Origin of the sequence: Phyllobacterium sp. A18/5-2 (genome assembly GCF_025452215.1) — a bacterium.
GTDB lineage: Bacteria > Pseudomonadota > Alphaproteobacteria > Rhizobiales > Rhizobiaceae > Phyllobacterium > Phyllobacterium sophorae.
Genome location: NZ_CP104966.1, coordinates 1,209,631 through 1,224,120 on the forward strand (window position 1 = coordinate 1,209,631; position 14,490 = coordinate 1,224,120).

The 14,490-nt window shown below is 57.7% G+C and carries 12 protein-coding genes and 3 pseudogenes; 7 read left to right on the plus strand and 8 right to left on the minus strand.

Features of this window, described 5'->3' with window-relative positions; all coding sequences use genetic code 11:
• Window positions 1-129: 129 nt before the first annotated feature.
• From typA to ppa, 3 genes and pseudogenes are all read left to right on the plus strand, one after another.
• A complete protein-coding gene (gene typA, locus N8E89_RS06025) occupies window positions 130-1,959 on the plus strand; it encodes a translational GTPase TypA (protein WP_106662074.1) in 1,830 nt (609 codons plus the stop codon).
• Between the two features lie 102 nt (window positions 1,960-2,061).
• Window positions 2,062-2,568 carry a GNAT family N-acetyltransferase gene (locus N8E89_RS06030; protein WP_113172255.1) on the plus strand — a complete coding sequence of 169 codons (507 nt, stop codon included), beginning with the start codon at window positions 2,062-2,064 and terminating at the stop codon, window positions 2,566-2,568.
• 190 nt (window positions 2,569-2,758) lie between these two features.
• A pseudogene (gene ppa / locus N8E89_RS06035) lies at window positions 2,759-3,296 on the plus strand (inorganic diphosphatase).
• 4 nt (window positions 3,297-3,300) lie between these two features.
• On the opposite strand, the gene N8E89_RS06040 reads toward ppa, so the two are convergent.
• Both N8E89_RS06040 and N8E89_RS06045 read right to left on the minus strand, forming a co-directional pair.
• Complete coding sequence (locus tag N8E89_RS06040; protein ID WP_262261429.1) at window positions 3,301-3,615, minus strand: DUF167 family protein; 315 nt, start codon at window positions 3,613-3,615, stop codon at window positions 3,301-3,303.
• Between the two features lie 12 nt (window positions 3,616-3,627).
• Window positions 3,628-3,918, minus strand: a complete 291-nt coding sequence (locus N8E89_RS06045; RefSeq protein ID WP_100000936.1) for a YggT family protein — start codon at window positions 3,916-3,918, stop codon at window positions 3,628-3,630.
• A 257-nt stretch (window positions 3,919-4,175) separates the two neighbouring features.
• On the opposite strand from N8E89_RS06045, the gene aqpZ reads away from it, so the two are divergent.
• Both aqpZ and N8E89_RS06055 read left to right on the plus strand, forming a co-directional pair.
• The gene (aqpZ, locus tag N8E89_RS06050) at window positions 4,176-4,898 is read left to right on the plus strand and encodes an aquaporin Z (protein WP_106662078.1); all 723 of its coding nucleotides are present in this window, start codon (window positions 4,176-4,178) and stop codon (window positions 4,896-4,898) included.
• Window positions 4,899-5,025: 127 nt separating this feature from the next.
• On the plus strand, window positions 5,026-6,267 hold the full coding sequence (locus tag N8E89_RS06055; protein WP_262261431.1) for an MFS transporter: 1,242 nt from the start codon (window positions 5,026-5,028) through the stop codon (window positions 6,265-6,267).
• 4 nt (window positions 6,268-6,271) lie between these two features.
• On the opposite strand, the gene N8E89_RS06060 is transcribed toward N8E89_RS06055, so the two are convergent.
• From N8E89_RS06060 to hemC, 6 genes and pseudogenes are all read right to left on the minus strand, one after another.
• Window positions 6,272-7,006 carry a glutamine amidotransferase gene (locus tag N8E89_RS06060; RefSeq protein WP_262261433.1) on the minus strand — a complete coding sequence of 245 codons (735 nt, stop codon included), beginning with the start codon at window positions 7,004-7,006 and terminating at the stop codon, window positions 6,272-6,274.
• 10 nt (window positions 7,007-7,016) lie between these two features.
• Window positions 7,017-7,493: a tellurite resistance TerB family protein gene (locus N8E89_RS06065; RefSeq protein ID WP_106662081.1), complete on the minus strand. Its 477-nt coding sequence runs from the start codon at window positions 7,491-7,493 to the stop codon at window positions 7,017-7,019.
• Window positions 7,494-7,611: 118 nt separating this feature from the next.
• Complete coding sequence (locus tag N8E89_RS06070; RefSeq protein ID WP_262261434.1) at window positions 7,612-9,294, minus strand: heme biosynthesis protein HemY; 1,683 nt, start codon at window positions 9,292-9,294, stop codon at window positions 7,612-7,614.
• Window positions 9,295-9,307: 13 nt separating this feature from the next.
• Window positions 9,308-10,591 carry a COG4223 family protein gene (locus N8E89_RS06075; protein WP_106662083.1) on the minus strand — a complete coding sequence of 428 codons (1,284 nt, stop codon included), beginning with the start codon at window positions 10,589-10,591 and terminating at the stop codon, window positions 9,308-9,310.
• A 98-nt stretch (window positions 10,592-10,689) separates the two neighbouring features.
• A complete protein-coding gene (locus N8E89_RS06080; protein ID WP_262261435.1) occupies window positions 10,690-11,400 on the minus strand; it encodes a uroporphyrinogen-III synthase in 711 nt (236 codons plus the stop codon).
• Window positions 11,401-11,402: 2 nt separating this feature from the next.
• A pseudogene (gene hemC / locus N8E89_RS06085) lies at window positions 11,403-12,332 on the minus strand (hydroxymethylbilane synthase).
• 94 nt (window positions 12,333-12,426) lie between these two features.
• Here hemC and tsaD point away from each other — a divergent pair.
• Complete coding sequence (tsaD, locus tag N8E89_RS06090) at window positions 12,427-13,506, plus strand: tRNA (adenosine(37)-N6)-threonylcarbamoyltransferase complex transferase subunit TsaD (protein ID WP_262261437.1); 1,080 nt, start codon at window positions 12,427-12,429, stop codon at window positions 13,504-13,506.
• Window positions 13,503-14,488, plus strand: a pseudogene (locus tag N8E89_RS06095) (NAD(P)H-dependent glycerol-3-phosphate dehydrogenase). Before tsaD ends, N8E89_RS06095 begins: the two are co-directional and overlap by 4 nt.
• Window positions 14,489-14,490 lie beyond the last annotated feature (2 nt).

Genomic DNA, 14,490 nt, shown 5'->3' on the forward strand with positions numbered 1-14,490 from the left:
GCCTGCATGGCTGCCATGCAGGCCAAAACGCTTTGCCCCCTTTCGCATTTGCGAAAAAACATGTATGGAGCGCGCAAATGTAAAGCGGCGCATCATACGTGGCGTCCACAATCCTCCAAAGAGAACCTTATGAAACTGCGCAACATCGCGATCATCGCACACGTTGACCATGGCAAGACCACGCTCGTTGACGAACTTCTGAAACAGTCCGGCAACTTCCGCGACAACCAGCGCGTTGCCGAACGCATGATGGATTCCAACGACATCGAAAAGGAACGCGGGATCACGATTCTCGCCAAAGCCACGTCGGTCGTCTGGAAGGACACGCGTATAAATATCGTTGACACACCCGGCCACGCCGATTTTGGCGGTGAAGTCGAGCGCATCCTGAGCATGGTTGACGGCGCCATCGTTCTCGTCGACGCCGCCGAAGGACCCATGCCACAGACGAAATTCGTTGTGGGCAAGGCACTGAAGGTTGGCCTGCGCCCGATCGTTGCGATTAACAAGATCGATCGTCCCGATGCGCGTCACGAAGAAGTTGTGAACGAGGTCTTTGATCTCTTCGCCGCGCTCGACGCAACTGACGAACAGCTTGATTTCCCGATCCTCTACGGTTCGGGCCGCAATGGCTGGATGGCACGCAACCCGGAAGGTCCGCAGGATCAGGGTCTTGCAGCATTGTTTGACATGGTTCTCGAACACGTTCCTGCGCCGACCGTTGGCGAAGGTGCGTTCAAGATGATCGGCACGATCCTTGAAGCCGATCCATTCCTCGGCCGTATCATCACCGGCCGCATTCATTCAGGCACCGTCAAATCGAACCAGCAGGTCAAAGTCCTGCATGGCGACGGCACACAGCTTGAAACCGGCCGTATCTCCAAGATCCTTACGTTCCGTGGCCTTGAGCGTCAGGCAATCGACGAAGCCCATGCGGGCGACATTGTTGCCATCGCCGGTTTGCAGAAAGGCACCGTTGCCGACACGTTCTGCGCCCTCGAAGTGACCGAACCTCTTCATGCCCAGCCGATCGACCCGCCAACGGTCACCATGTCCTTCATCGTCAACGACTCCCCGCTTGCGGGCACCGAAGGCGACAAGGTTACCAGCCGCGTCATCCGCGACCGCTTGATGAAGGAAGCCGAAGGCAACGTCGCGCTGAAAGTTGAAGAATCCGGTGACAAGGATTCGTTTTTCGTTTCCGGCCGCGGTGAATTGCAGCTCGCTGTTCTCATTGAAAATATGCGCCGTGAAGGGTTTGAGCTCGGCGTATCGCGCCCGCGCGTCGTGATGCAGAAGGACGAGGCCGGCCATTTGCTCGAACCGGTCGAAGAAGTGCTGATCGACGTCGACGAGGAATATTCGGGCACGGTCGTGCAGAAAATGTCCGAGCGCAAGGCCGAAATGGTCGAGCTCCGCCCATCTGGTGGCAATCGCGTGCGCATGGTGTTCTACGCGCCGACCCGTGGCCTCATCGGCTACCAGTCAGAGCTATTGACCGACACGCGCGGCACAGCAATCATGAACCGCCTCTTCCGCGCCTATGAACCCTTCAAAGGTGAAATCGCCGGTCGTAACAATGGCGTTCTGATTTCCAACGATCAGGGCGAGTCCGTAGCTTTCGCAATGTGGAATCTCGAAGATCGCGGCTCGATGATCATCGAAGCCGGTGTCAAGGTCTATGCCGGAATGATCATTGGCATCCATTCTCGCGACAACGATCTTGAAGTGAACATTCTCAAGGGTAAAAAGCTGACCAACATCCGCGCCGCCGGCAAGGATGAGGCGGTCAAGCTCACGCCTCCAATCCGCATGACATTGGAACGCGCTTTGTCATGGATCCAGGACGATGAGCTCATGGAGGTCACGCCGAAGTCGATCCGTCTGCGCAAGCTCTATCTCGATCCGAACGAGCGCAAGCGCTTTGAAAAGAGCAGCAAGACGGCGGGCGCGGCGTAGGCGACCAGCAGCGTTACAAATGGAAGAGCGGCGGTTTTCGCCGCTTTTCTTTTTCGAGCATAGTTGCGGAACCTTGGGCCGCGGGTCTATGGTTAAGCAACCATGAACACCCATGCGATCGAGATAAGACGGGCCGAACTGACCGATGCTGAGGCGATTTCCGCCATACATCTGGCCGCGTGGAAAGGTGCCTATACCGGAATTATCCCATATCGGGCCCTCAACACCATGCTGGAGCGCCGTGGACCTGCCTGGTGGACCCGTGCTATTCAACGCTCTACACAAGTGCTGGTTGCCGACGTCGGCGGCGTTGTTGCAGGCTACGCAACGCTTGGCCCCAATCGCGCGCGCCAGCTTCCGCAGAAGGGCGAAGTCTACGAACTTTACATCCGGCCCGAATATCAGGGCTTCGGACTAGGCTCCCGGCTTTTGGGTGCCGCCCGCCGCAACCTCGTCGATCAGGGATTGAAGGGCCTTGTCGTGTGGGCGCTTGAAGATAACGACCTCGCGGTTTCCTTTTACCAGAACGCAGGCGGCCGGGATGCTGCCGAGGGCGTTGAATGCTTCGAGGGCAAGACGCTCAAGAAGATTGCCTTCGTCTGGAACTGACGACCAGCGGCGATGATGTTCATTGTGTTTGAATACACCCGTCGTGGCGTCGGTATGCCAAAGTCACTTTTTACAGTTTCGGCCAACTGGTCCGTCAATTACCCTCCTGGACTTTAATAACGGCGCCCATTGTTGCGCTGCGGCGCAAAAATCATTACAGCACTCCCAAACCAACAAGGACTCTGAAAACATGCGCATCGATGCCATTTCTGTCGGCAACAATCCCCCTGAAGATGTCAACGTGATCATCGAGGTTCCGGTCGGCGGTCAACCGATCAAGTATGAGCTCGACAAAGACTCCGGCGCCCTGTTCGTCGATCGCTTTCTTCACACACCCATGACCTATCCAGGCAATTATGGATTCTGTACCGCACACATTGTCGGACGATGGTGATCCGATTGACGTTCTGATCTGCAACACCCGGGCACTGATGCCAACCAGCGTGATCAATGTGCGCCCGATCGGTGTTCTCGTGATGGAGGACAATAAGGGCCAGGACGAAAAGATCATCGCCGTGCCCTCCCCGCACCTGACCCTACGCTATGAAAAGGTGCATAATTACACTGACCTGCCGGAGATTACGCTCAAGCAGATCCAGCATTTCTTTGAACACTACAAGGATCTGGAGCCGGGCAAATGGGTGAAGATCGGCGACTGGGGCGATGAAGACGCTGCGCGCCAGCTGATCACCGAAGCAATCGAGCGCCACAAGGCGAAGAACGGCTGATCAATTAACGATCGGGCGAGACGAGAGCGGAAAGCTTGATGGCCAAAGCTTCCGGATCGCCCGAAACTCTGACCTGCTTCACTCGCGATGTCGCGCCAGAGGCTATTGTTACATCCCGCGGTGCAAGCCCAAGCCATTTCGCCAGCAGCTTCTCCAGCGCAGCGTTGGCCCTTCCGTCTTCCGGAACTGCACGCACGCGCGCCTTCAGGTGGGCACGCCCGCCATCCGTCGCCTCCACCCCTTCAATCATATCCCTTGCAGATTTTGGCGTCAGGCGCACAAAGAGCGTGACGCCATCACGTTCTTTGCGAAAATACATGATTAAGGCCGATCAAACCAGGATTGGTGCAATCGTCGTCCAGAGCAACTGGCGAACAAAAAAGATAATCAGCAAGAGCACGATCGGCGAAATATCGATACCACCGAGATCAGGCAGGAAGCGACGGATAGGTCGCAAGGCCGGCTCCGTAACGCGATACAGGAAATCTCCGACTGAAGCCACGAACCGGTTGCTCGAATTGATCACGTTGAAGGCAAAAAGCCACGAAAAGATCGCGCTGGCAATGATGATCCAGGTATAAATATCGAGAGCCAGATCGATGGTGCGGATAAGGGCGAGCATATGTTTCTCCTAATAGTCACGCGACATGTAGCGATTGGCTGGTCTACGGGCAAGGGGTCCTCGCGAATGCAACGCGGTATCGCACATCCCGAGATCGTATATGCAGTATTCGTCGCAAGTTCATTAGCGTAATTTCATCCGTCTAAGGTATTAACCTCCATTGATATTGAACGATATTGTTGAATTCAAAAAACAGGAATAACTTTGCGCTTGTGATTCGGGCTATCCCGGCCTGTTTTCCATCCTAGGGGGTTTCCATGCTAAATAAACTGTCGGCCGAATTCTTCGGCACATTCTGGCTCGTCTTGGGCGGTTGCGGCAGCGCCGTTATTGCCGCTGCATTTCCGGACGTCGGTATTGGTTTGCTTGGTGTTTCCTTCGCATTTGGTCTTACGGTTCTTACAATGGCCTACGCGGTCGGCGGTATATCCGGTGGCCATTTCAATCCGGCTGTTTCGCTTGGACTTGCAGTAGCGGGGCGCTTTGACTTCAAAGATCTTATCCCATACTGGATTGCACAAGTTGCTGGCGCGATTGCCGCCGCTGCCGTGCTCTATCTGATTGCTTCCGGCAAAGCTGATTTTACCGCCGGTGGTTTCGCATCCAACGGATATGGAGAGCTCTCGCCCGGCAAGTACGGCCTGACCGCCGCGCTTGTTGCAGAAGTCATCTTCACTGCCTTCTTCATCATCATCATTCTTGGTGCAACCTCTGCGTCTGTTCCGGCTGGTTTCGCACCGATTGCCATTGGTCTGGGTCTGACGCTGATCCATCTGGTTTCGATCCCGGTGACGAATACTTCCGTCAATCCGGCCCGCTCCACCGGCGTTGCCTTCTTTGCAGAGACGGCTGCCCTCAGCCAGCTTTGGCTGTTCTGGGTTGCGCCGCTCATTGGCGCAGCCCTCGGCGCAATCATCTGGAAATCCCTGCTTGCCAAGGATTCGGACATTGCAGTCACCAATGCCGTAAGCGCGGCCTGATAATATTGGGCCGGTCCCGGCCGGCCCATTCGTCCACGCCGGAGTTTATTTATTTCCGGCTTTCTTATCCCCTTTCCCACCAAACTGGTCTAGAAGAGGTCTCCAGTTTCCGGAGCCTCCCAACGAAATGTCCCTCCCAGAAATGACCGCGGCTCAGGATCGTTATGCCGCTTTTCGCCATCCCTCCTTCACACTTTACTGGCTGGCGCGCTTCTTCGGTTCGTTTGCCATCCAGATCATCAGCGTTTCCGTTGGCTGGCAGATCTACGATTTGACGCGCGACCCGTTCTATCTGGGCATTGTCGGTCTCATTCAATTTGCACCTTCACTGCTGCTGGTGCTCATCACCGGCGCGGCCTCAGACAGGTTCGGACGGCGCCTGATCATGGGGCTTTCATTGGGCGTAGAGGTAATTTGCGCTGCACTGTTGCTCGTACTGACGATGACCCATACATTCACGCCAGGACTGGTCTTCCTCATTCTGGCGGGCTTTGGCGTTGGTCGCGCCTTCCTTGGCCCTGCATCCGCATCGCTCGTTGTCAATCTCGTTCCGGCTGAAACATTCTCCAACGCGGTATCGTGGAATTCATCCGCATGGCAGATCGCCACGATCGTCGGCCCCGTTGCTGGCGGATTGCTCTACGGCGTATCGCCTGTAGCTGCGTACAGTATAGCGAGCGTCATGCTGGCAGTCGCCACTGTGTGCACTTTCTCCATACCGAAGCCTGCCCAGCACACCCTGTCCGAGAAGAGGTCGCTTCAAACACTCACCGCTGGATTCCGCTACATCTGGAAAGAGAAAGTGGTTCTCGGGGCGATCTCGCTTGATCTGTTCGCAGTGTTACTGGGTGGCGCGGTAGCTTTGCTGCCCGTCTATGCCCGCGACATTCTCCAACTCGGGCCATGGGGGCTCGGAATGCTCCGTGCCGCACCCGGGATTGGAGCAATTCTGACGGCCATCTGGCTAACTGGACATCCCATACGCGACCATGCGGGTCTGATCATGTTCGCGTTCGTTGCATTGTTTGGCCTGCTCACGATTATGTTCGGCGTCTCGGATATCGCTTGGCTATCGATTGTTGCGCTCGCCTTGATGGGTGCAGCGGACATGGTCAGCGTCTATATCCGGGAAACACTGCTGCAGCTGTGGACACCCGATCACGTCCGGGGTCGTGTCAACGCCGTCAATATGGTCTTCGTCGGTGCATCCAACGAACTCGGCGAGTTCCGCGCCGGTATAATGGCCTCGTTGATCGGAGCCGTTCCAGCGGTTGTATTTGGCGGTCTGGGGACGGTTGCAGTCGCGGGGCTATGGGCCTGGTGGTTTCCGCAACTGCGCAAAGCGCGCAATCTTCAGGGCAGAACCTGAGCCCCTAGGCAGGGACGGGCGCTCCAAAAATTTTGCCAAGGAATTGGTGCAACCACGCCTTGAGAACCGCGTCGTGGATCATGCGGCCCTCCAGGTGATCCCTGCCATGCTGTGCGCCGCACAGTGCGAAGCGTTCTGAGCCTCGCACCACCCAGCGTTGCATCATGGCCCTCGTCAGTTCAGCGTGGAATTGGACACCCCACGCATTGTTGCCATAGCGAAAAGCCTGATTGGGATAGGTATCGCCGGTCGCAAGCAGTGTCGCGGTCTCCGGCAGTTCGAAACCCTCACGATGGAAGTGATAGACCATGGACGGCCAGTCCATTAGGGCTTTCCCCGCTTCAGTCGGCGCCAAGGGGTACCAGCCTATTTCGACAAAACCATCCGGATGTGGAGCGACCTTGCCACCTAGATGGTTGGCCAGCATTTGCGCTCCAAGGCAAATGCCAAGAAACGGCTTATCTTCCGCTAGCGGTACTGCCAGCCAATTCGTTTCATCGCGTACGAAGTCTTCAGGATCGTTGGCGCTCATGGGTCCGCCGAAGATGACGGCGCCCGCATGGTCTTCCAGCGTTTGCGGCAAAGGGTCACCGAGGGGCGGCCGTCGAATGTCGAGGGCAAAGCCCGCTTCAACAAGCAAATGACCCACCCGGCCGGGGCTTGAATGTTCCTGGTGTAGCACTGTCAGGATTTTAGGGCGCCGTGGCTGCCTGCTTTCCATCCAGTCGGTCTGGAACATTCGCTCTATCCTATTCCTCTTGAACCGCTTGTTTGGCCCGTAGGGCGGCCTTCTGTTTCATGGTCACCCTGTCACGTGTCGAGACACCAATGAGCTCCGCAACCCGCCAGACGACATTGTCTTCCAGCTCATGCGCGCTTCCATCGGCAAAGACGACGTCCCACATCAGCTCAATGAATCGGATACGAGCTTCTTCGTCAAGATTGCGCTTGATGATACTGGTGAAGCTGTAGAGATCAACAGCCTCCTGATCCGCCTGCTCACCATCGTCCAGCAGGCGCTTCAGCGCCTCACCTTTTAGGCCATAGGCTTCGGAAATGAGCTGCGAAACACGTTTCCGTTCAACCTTGTCACGTTCGCCGTCGGCATCCATGACATGAAACAACAGAGCCGCAGCTGCGAGGCGCGGATCATTCCTTGAAAAATGCTCCTTGCCGTTCTCTCCAGAAGGCAAGGATTTGAAAAACGTCACAATACGGTCGAGCATGCAGGGAAATCTCTCGGTTCGCTGAGAAGAACATGGATTCAACTGATAGCCCGGCCACTCAGTTCCCGCCACTGTGCATCTTGCCGCAAAGCGCCCCTCGGCGATATCGCCCCCAAAATTAGAAAAGCCGGAATTTCTTGCTTGGCCGTTCCGCTTCATATTCGGGGCGCACACCCGGATCGTCGGGAACAGGAATGACAAGGTGTTCGTCTTTCTTCGCGGATTCGGATGGTTTCTCGGGCCATGGCGGTAAAACCGACGCGATTCGTTCTTTTTCGCCGGATTGAGTGTCGCGCTCCTCCGGCCGCTTTGAGGCGGGCTCCAAGGCCACAACTTCCGCATCGATGATATCCCCTTCGTCGGAAGCCGGGCTCGAAACTGGCTTCTTGGCTTCGACCACCGGCGCCTTCGCAGGGATTAGCGGCTTCACATTTTCGCGAGGCGATGCAGATTGCAGGGGCGCCGCCGCGAGAGCGCTTTCAAAATCATCACCGGAATCGATGACGGGGCCAAGTTGCTCGACGGGCACCTTCCATTCAAAGGCATTGAGTTTGCCGGTGACTGGCGAAGCTGGCGCCCAACGTTCGGACACGTAACCGTCCGCCGTCCAGGCCGGATCGCGTGGCGCCTTGACTGCCCGCGATAGCCATTGGCGCACCCGCCCTTGATCGCCGGTCTGTGTTTCCTCGATATCCGCGAGTAAGAGATATGCACTCTCGCGGGGGGCGCTGCGCAGCACGGCTTCTGCAGCTTCCCTCGCTTCCTTCAGCTCGCCTGCCGCCAGCGCCGCGTTGGCGATGGCAAGGCTCGATTCCGGGTGGTGCGGATAGAGCCCGGCGAGATGACGGGCGCGCTTCAGCCTGTCGTAAACCGAATCGCCGAGTCGCGCATGAACATAGGTTTCGGCCACTTCCGGATGGGGTTCCCTTTTCCACACATGTTCCAGAATTTTCGATCCCTTGCGCAAATCACCCTGCTGGAACAGTACTTTTGCGGCAATAATTGCCGCTGGCACCAGGTCCGGCGCCAGCTTGTTGGCCTCAATGGCAATCGCCTTGGCGCCCATTGGATCGCTTTCAAATGTCGAGATAGCCTTGGCGGTCAGCAGTGCCGCGCGATCACGCTTGGCTTTTTCCCTGTCGATCTGCTTGGTTGCCTTCTGCTTTTCGAGTAGCGCCAGAGCACCGTCCCAGTCTCCATGGGTGGTCTTCTGACCGAGAGCCGCAGATGCAGCCCATTCGACACTTGGAGCCAGCAGCGCAGCTTCCTCGGCATAATGCCGCGAGGCATCCCGCGCGCCAAGACGCTGCGCCTCCAAATAAAGGCCGCGCAGACCAAGAAGCTTCGTTTCAGGATCATCGAGCATTGCTTCGAACTTGGCCCGCGCGTCGTCTGCGCGTCCCTCCAGCATGGCGGCCTGCGCGTCAAGAAGCCGGATCAAAGGTTCCTGATCAACATTCAACAGCTTTTGCGCCTGTCCAATCATCCGCCGCGCCGTCAGGGCGTCGCCAGCGCCGGCAGCGATCAAGCCTGTCGAAAGCGACTGATAGCCCCTGTCACGTTTGCGCGCACGGAAATGGCGGCGCAACGCATAGGGCGAGCCAACGACGCTCTTGATGACCCACCATGTGAGCATGACAGCAGCGACGATCAGGACAATGGCGGAAGCCGCCACCATCAGGCTGACTTTGTACTGCATACCGGAAAACGTAACGACAAGATCACCGGGACGATCGGCGAGCCATGCAAAACCGGTACCAAGTAGCAAAACAACGATAAAGAAGGACAGAATGCGCATCATCGTCTTCTTGCTCCTAATTGGCCGCTGCGGGTGGTTTGACGCCGGTCAGGGCATCCGACAAGGCTTTTGACACGATGTCGTCGGCTTTTTGGCGCGCCTTCATGGTGCTCGCAAAATCAGCGGAAACTGCTTTGGCATTTTCCGGCAGCTTCTCCCACTCGGCAATGGCCGCGCTCAAGTCACCAGCCTTCAGCTGCGCCTCTATACGCGCAGTAATCGCCTCAACGCCCTCACCCTCAACCATGCCAACGGGCCGTGACTCCACCAATCCTTCCGCACTCGCCCATAGCCGGTCAAGTATCCCTGCATTGGTATCGACGTCGCGAGTTGTCGCGATTATCTTGGGCGCGATATCGCCGAATTGGCTGGCCAGGACGCTCACCGTCGGTACACCCTTAGCGGCAGCTACACGAAGGCTTTCGACGTCACCGGATGCGGGCGCGACGGCAGCATATGTGTCCAGCTCAGCGGCGAAAGGCCCTCCGCGATCCAACGCAGCCTTGAGCCCCGTCGCCGCCAGCGCAAGCGCCATGTTGGTTTGACCAGACGTGTCGCTGACCCTTGCTTCCAGCGCATTGAGTCTCTCCGCTGCTCCGGCGGCGGCTCCGTCCGCGTGTTCAGCCTTTTGCGCGCTAGCGCTCAGCTGGGTCTCCAGCGCAGCAATGCGCGCATCGATAGCGCTCGTATCCACAGCACCCGTCCCAGCGGAGGCATTCTTCTGAACCTCGGCAATGCTTTGCTTGATCGCGCTGATTTCGCCGGCAAGGCCGCTGGTTTGCCCCAGCGCCTGCTTGGCGTTTTCTACGGCACCGTTGAGTGCTACCTGCGCGCCTTCGTCCAGCGTTTGAGCCGGTGCATTGCGCAGATCGGCGATTTGCCGTTCAAGCGCTGAAATATCCGTCTTCGGCGACGGCAGCATTCCGGCCCATTGCAGAGCCGCAGCGCCAACAAGCGCGACGATACCACCAACAATCCCGGACGCCAGGCGGCCAAGTGCGTCATTCGATTTCTGCGCTGCCGGCACGGGCGCAGATTCGGATCCCTTCGTTTGAGCTGCGGATTGACCTCGCCCGAATGATTCCTGCGCGTCAGATGGCCCGGCAGGCTGAGGCTGGTCCTCATGTGATACCGCTTGTGGCGGGCTCTTTTCATCAACGGCTGCATCAAAACCTACAGGCTCTGCTGCCGGCACATTCGATGCGTTCCGTTCCGATTTGTTGATCGCAGATGACTCCAGTTCAATCGTCACGGGTTTGCGGTTCGATTTCGAATGACGCGGAACGGAAGCTTTGGCCATGGACGGACTCTCTCATTGTAGACTCTGGTCTGTGGAAGCTAGCAAGGAAGTTCCGGATGCGAAACGGCACAATCCCGCTTGAGATCAACACAAGCCATTTACGCCCTTTGCATAAGTTCGAAGAGGGCATCTTCGTTTGGCTTGTTCGCGACACGAACGGAGACGCGGCCCAACCCGCTCAATACATCGGCAATCCTGTTGGAAAGACACAAAATCGACGTGTTATCAAGGTGATGAGCTATCTCAACTTGGCCGAGCATGCGTACGAACTCTTCCGCACTCCAACGGGAGTATAAGAGGCAGTAGTCAATCTTTCCCCTATTGAAAAAATTCAACAAAAAATCAGTTGTATAACTGACTGAAACCGTATCGTAAGACATCAGAGTGCGAAAATGAACACCCCCTGTGCGCAATGCATGTTCAAAATCTGGTGCACGAACGCGTCCCGTCAGATAAAGAATACGGGCGCCAGCGCACGATTCCCCGATGACTGTTTGCGCTAGCGACGCACCATCACCGTCTCCAGTCGTTACGGTTTCAAACCCGCGAGCACGAGCCATTGCCGCGGTCGCTTCGCCTACAACGAAACAAGGAAGATTGAGAAGCGGGCGGAGTGCCTCGTCTGACGCTTGGCGCAATGCGCTGGCGCTTGTCACAGCAACGGCACTGAATTTGCCAGCAGCCTTTTTTGCGGGCAGAGAAACAATTTCCGTAAGCGGCAATACCAACGGAAGGAAGCCGCTGCAAAGCAAACGCTCGGACGTTCTGGTCGCGCCCGGCTGGGGACGTGTGACCAGGACCGTCTTCATGGTCAGAGCCAATCCGTAAAGAAATGCGCGCCAGCCAGCTTGCGAACCCGCCGCGCCGCGTCCCGGCCAATATCCACAGCGTCGGCGAATGCGCCCTCACTCGTGACCTCGTGCGCTTCGCTGCCATCCGGCAGGAGAATCATTCCGTGGAACTGGACCTTCTCCCCCCGAGACCGTTGCAAGGCCGGCAATCGGCGTGCGGCAGGATCCGTCGAGTGCACCAAGAAAAGCGCGTTCGCACGCTAGCGCTGTCGACGTTGGAAGGTGATTGAGGGGCGCAAGCATTGAATCAATCCGGTCGTCGCCAATTCGGCTCTCCACGGCGATCGCTCCTTGCCCGGGCGCGGGGGAAAATTCCATACGTCCATGAGTTCGGTAGCGACATCGCCAAGCCCTAGACGTTTCAGACCGGCATAGGCCAGGAATGTTGCATCAACTTCGCCATCAGCAAGCTTGCGCAGGCGGGTTTCGACATTACCGCGAAAGTTAACCGTCTTCAGGTCAGGACGAGCCCGCTGGATTAGTGCCTGCCGGCGCAGCGATGCGGAGCCGACGGTTGCCCCGATCGGCAGATCGAGTAATGTCTTGACCTCCCGTCCGATAAATGCGTCGCGCGGGTCTTCGCGCTCAAGGAAGATCGAAAGATGCAGGTCTTGCGGCAGGATCGTCGGCATGTCTTTCGATGAATGCACGGCGAGATCGATGCGACCGTCGGCAAGCTGTTGTTCAATCTCAAGCGTGAACAGGCCCTTGCCGCCAACTTCCGCCAAGGGCCGATCCTGGATACGATCGCCGCTGGTCGAAATAACGACTATTTCGATATCGTCTTCGCGAAGTCCATGGGCTTTTATCAGCCGGTCACGCGTTTCACGGGCTTGCGCCAGGGCAAGCGCACTCCCACGTGTACCGATCTTGAGCGTTTTTGTTTGCATTGGCCGCTGTCCGTGTTACGCGAGTTCGAATTGAGCCTTTACCTAAAGGGCTTTTATTCGACGGGCAATGCGGCGAAGGATATCAGGTTTATCGATGCGGGTGCTAGGTATTGAGACAAGCTGTGACGAAACGGCGGCGGCGATTGTCGAACGCAATGATCGCGGCCATGGCCGCATCTTGTCGAATGTCGTTCTAAGCCAGATTGACGATCACGCGCCCTATGGCGGCGTGGTGCCTGAGATCGCCGCGCGCGCCCATGTGGAAGTACTCGACACGTTGATCGATCGGGCCTTGCAGGAAGCGCAAATGACTCTGGACGATGTCGATGCCGTGGCTGCGACAGCTGGTCCAGGATTGATTGGTGGTTTGATTGTCGGACTGATGACCGGGAAGGCGATCGCCATGGCGCGTCAGAAGCCATTTTACGCGATCAACCACCTCGAAGGCCATGCGCTCACCCCGCGTCTAACCGATCATATCGATTTTCCCTATTTGCTATTGCTGGTATCCGGCGGGCACACGCAGATGGTTCTGGTTAAGGCGCTGGGTGATTATGAGCGCCTTGGCACGACCATTGACGATGCGCTAGGCGAAGCTTTCGACAAGACCGCAAAGCTGCTCGGCCTGCCTTACCCCGGTGGGCCCGAAGTGGAAAAAGCGGCTCTGCTTGGCGATCCCACACGCTTTACCCTGCCGCGGCCGCTGAAGGGCGAAGAGCGGCTCGATTTTTCCTTCTCCGGCCTGAAAACGGCCGTGCGCCAACTGGCGACGACGCTAGAGCCCTTGTCACAAACTGATGTCAATGACATTTGCGCTGCCTTTCAGACAGCCGTCGCCGATACACTGGATGATCGCGTTTCTCGCTCATTGATGCGGTTTCGCCAAAACTTCCCGAACGTCACCAAACCAGCCTTGGTGGTCGCCGGCGGCGTTGCCGCAAACAAGGTCTTGCGCGATGGCCTGCAGCGGCTCTGCTCGGATAACGGCTTCCGGTTCATTGCACCACCCATGGCTCTTTGTACCGACAACGCTGCAATGATCGCCTGGGCAGGCGCCGAACGGGCCAATTGCTTGCCCGCCGATTCGCTCGACATCGCGCCACGCTCGCGCTGGCCATTGGACATGCAGTCATCACCACTGATCGGCGCAGGCCGTCGCGGAGCCAAGGCATGAGTCGAAAACCAATCATTGCGGTGCTTGGTGGGGGGCTTGGGGCACTGCTCTGGGATCAATGGCGGCGCGTAACGACAATGAGGTCCGGCTCTATGCGCGTGACGCGGCGACCGTGGATTCGATCAATGGCAGCCATCGCAACGAAGCCTACCTGCCCGGCATTGACCTGCACCCGGGGCTCACGGCGAGCACCAGTGCCCGGAAAGTCCTTGCCGGAAGTGACCTCATCCTTTGCGTCATCCCCGCGCAGGCACTCGCCGGTGCAATACATGAATTGAAGAACTCGATCCCGCCCGCTGCCCCGCTCGTGATCTGCGCCAAGGGCATCGAGCGCAAGAGTGGCTTACTCATGTCCCACCTCGTTGCCGCAATAATGCCGGGTCACGACCTTGGAGCGCTATCGGGACCGAGCTTCGCTAGCGACGTGGCAAGGGGATTGCCGACCGCTGTGACCGTGGCGGCACAGCGGCACGCGCTCGCAGACCGTATCGCCGTGACGCTGTCCGGTCCGACGTTCCGCTGCTATTCTACCGATGATCTGACCGGGGTGGAAATCGGTGGTGCGCTCAAGAACGTGCTCGCCATTGCGGCCGGTGCAGCGATCGGCCGAGGCTATGGCGCCAGTGCCCAAGCGGCGCTGGTCACCCGCGGCTTTGTCGAGCTGCGCCGTATCGGCCAAGCACTCGGAGCAAGACCGGAGACGATCATGGGCCTTTCCGGTCTTGGCGATCTGATGCTTACCTGCTCCACGCCGCAATCTCGAAACTATTCCTATGGACTGGCTCTCGGCCGCGGTGAGGATCTCACCGGCCGCCCGCTTGCGGAAGGTGTCGCAACCGCTGCCATTGCGGCCGAGCTTGCCGCCCGCAATAATGTGGAGGCACCGATCATCGGGGCGGTCGCACAGATACTTGATCGGCACATCACCATCGATGAGGCCATGGAAGCCTTGCTTTCGCGGCCGCTGAAGAATGAAGATTGAAC

Excerpts from the sequence above, each read along its gene's own strand:
- typA (WP_106662074.1), top strand. The coding sequence starts at position 130 with ATGAAACTGCGCAACATCGCGATCATCGCACACGTTGACCATGGCAAG.
- N8E89_RS06030 (WP_113172255.1), top strand. The coding sequence starts at position 2,062 with ATGAACACCCATGCGATCGAGATAAGACGGGCCGAACTGACCGATGCT.
- N8E89_RS06040 (WP_262261429.1), bottom strand. The coding sequence starts at position 3,615 with ATGTATTTTCGCAAAGAACGTGATGGCGTCACGCTCTTTGTGCGCCTG.
- N8E89_RS06045 (WP_100000936.1), bottom strand. The coding sequence starts at position 3,918 with ATGCTCGCCCTTATCCGCACCATCGATCTGGCTCTCGATATTTATACC.
- aqpZ (WP_106662078.1), top strand. The coding sequence starts at position 4,176 with ATGCTAAATAAACTGTCGGCCGAATTCTTCGGCACATTCTGGCTCGTC.
- N8E89_RS06055 (WP_262261431.1), top strand. The coding sequence starts at position 5,026 with ATGTCCCTCCCAGAAATGACCGCGGCTCAGGATCGTTATGCCGCTTTT.
- N8E89_RS06060 (WP_262261433.1), bottom strand. The coding sequence starts at position 7,006 with ATGTTCCAGACCGACTGGATGGAAAGCAGGCAGCCACGGCGCCCTAAA.
- N8E89_RS06065 (WP_106662081.1), bottom strand. The coding sequence starts at position 7,493 with ATGCTCGACCGTATTGTGACGTTTTTCAAATCCTTGCCTTCTGGAGAG.
- N8E89_RS06070 (WP_262261434.1), bottom strand. The coding sequence starts at position 9,294 with ATGATGCGCATTCTGTCCTTCTTTATCGTTGTTTTGCTACTTGGTACC.
- N8E89_RS06075 (WP_106662083.1), bottom strand. The coding sequence starts at position 10,591 with ATGGCCAAAGCTTCCGTTCCGCGTCATTCGAAATCGAACCGCAAACCC.
- N8E89_RS06080 (WP_262261435.1), bottom strand. The coding sequence starts at position 11,400 with ATGAAGACGGTCCTGGTCACACGTCCCCAGCCGGGCGCGACCAGAACG.
- tsaD (WP_262261437.1), top strand. The coding sequence starts at position 12,427 with ATGCGGGTGCTAGGTATTGAGACAAGCTGTGACGAAACGGCGGCGGCG.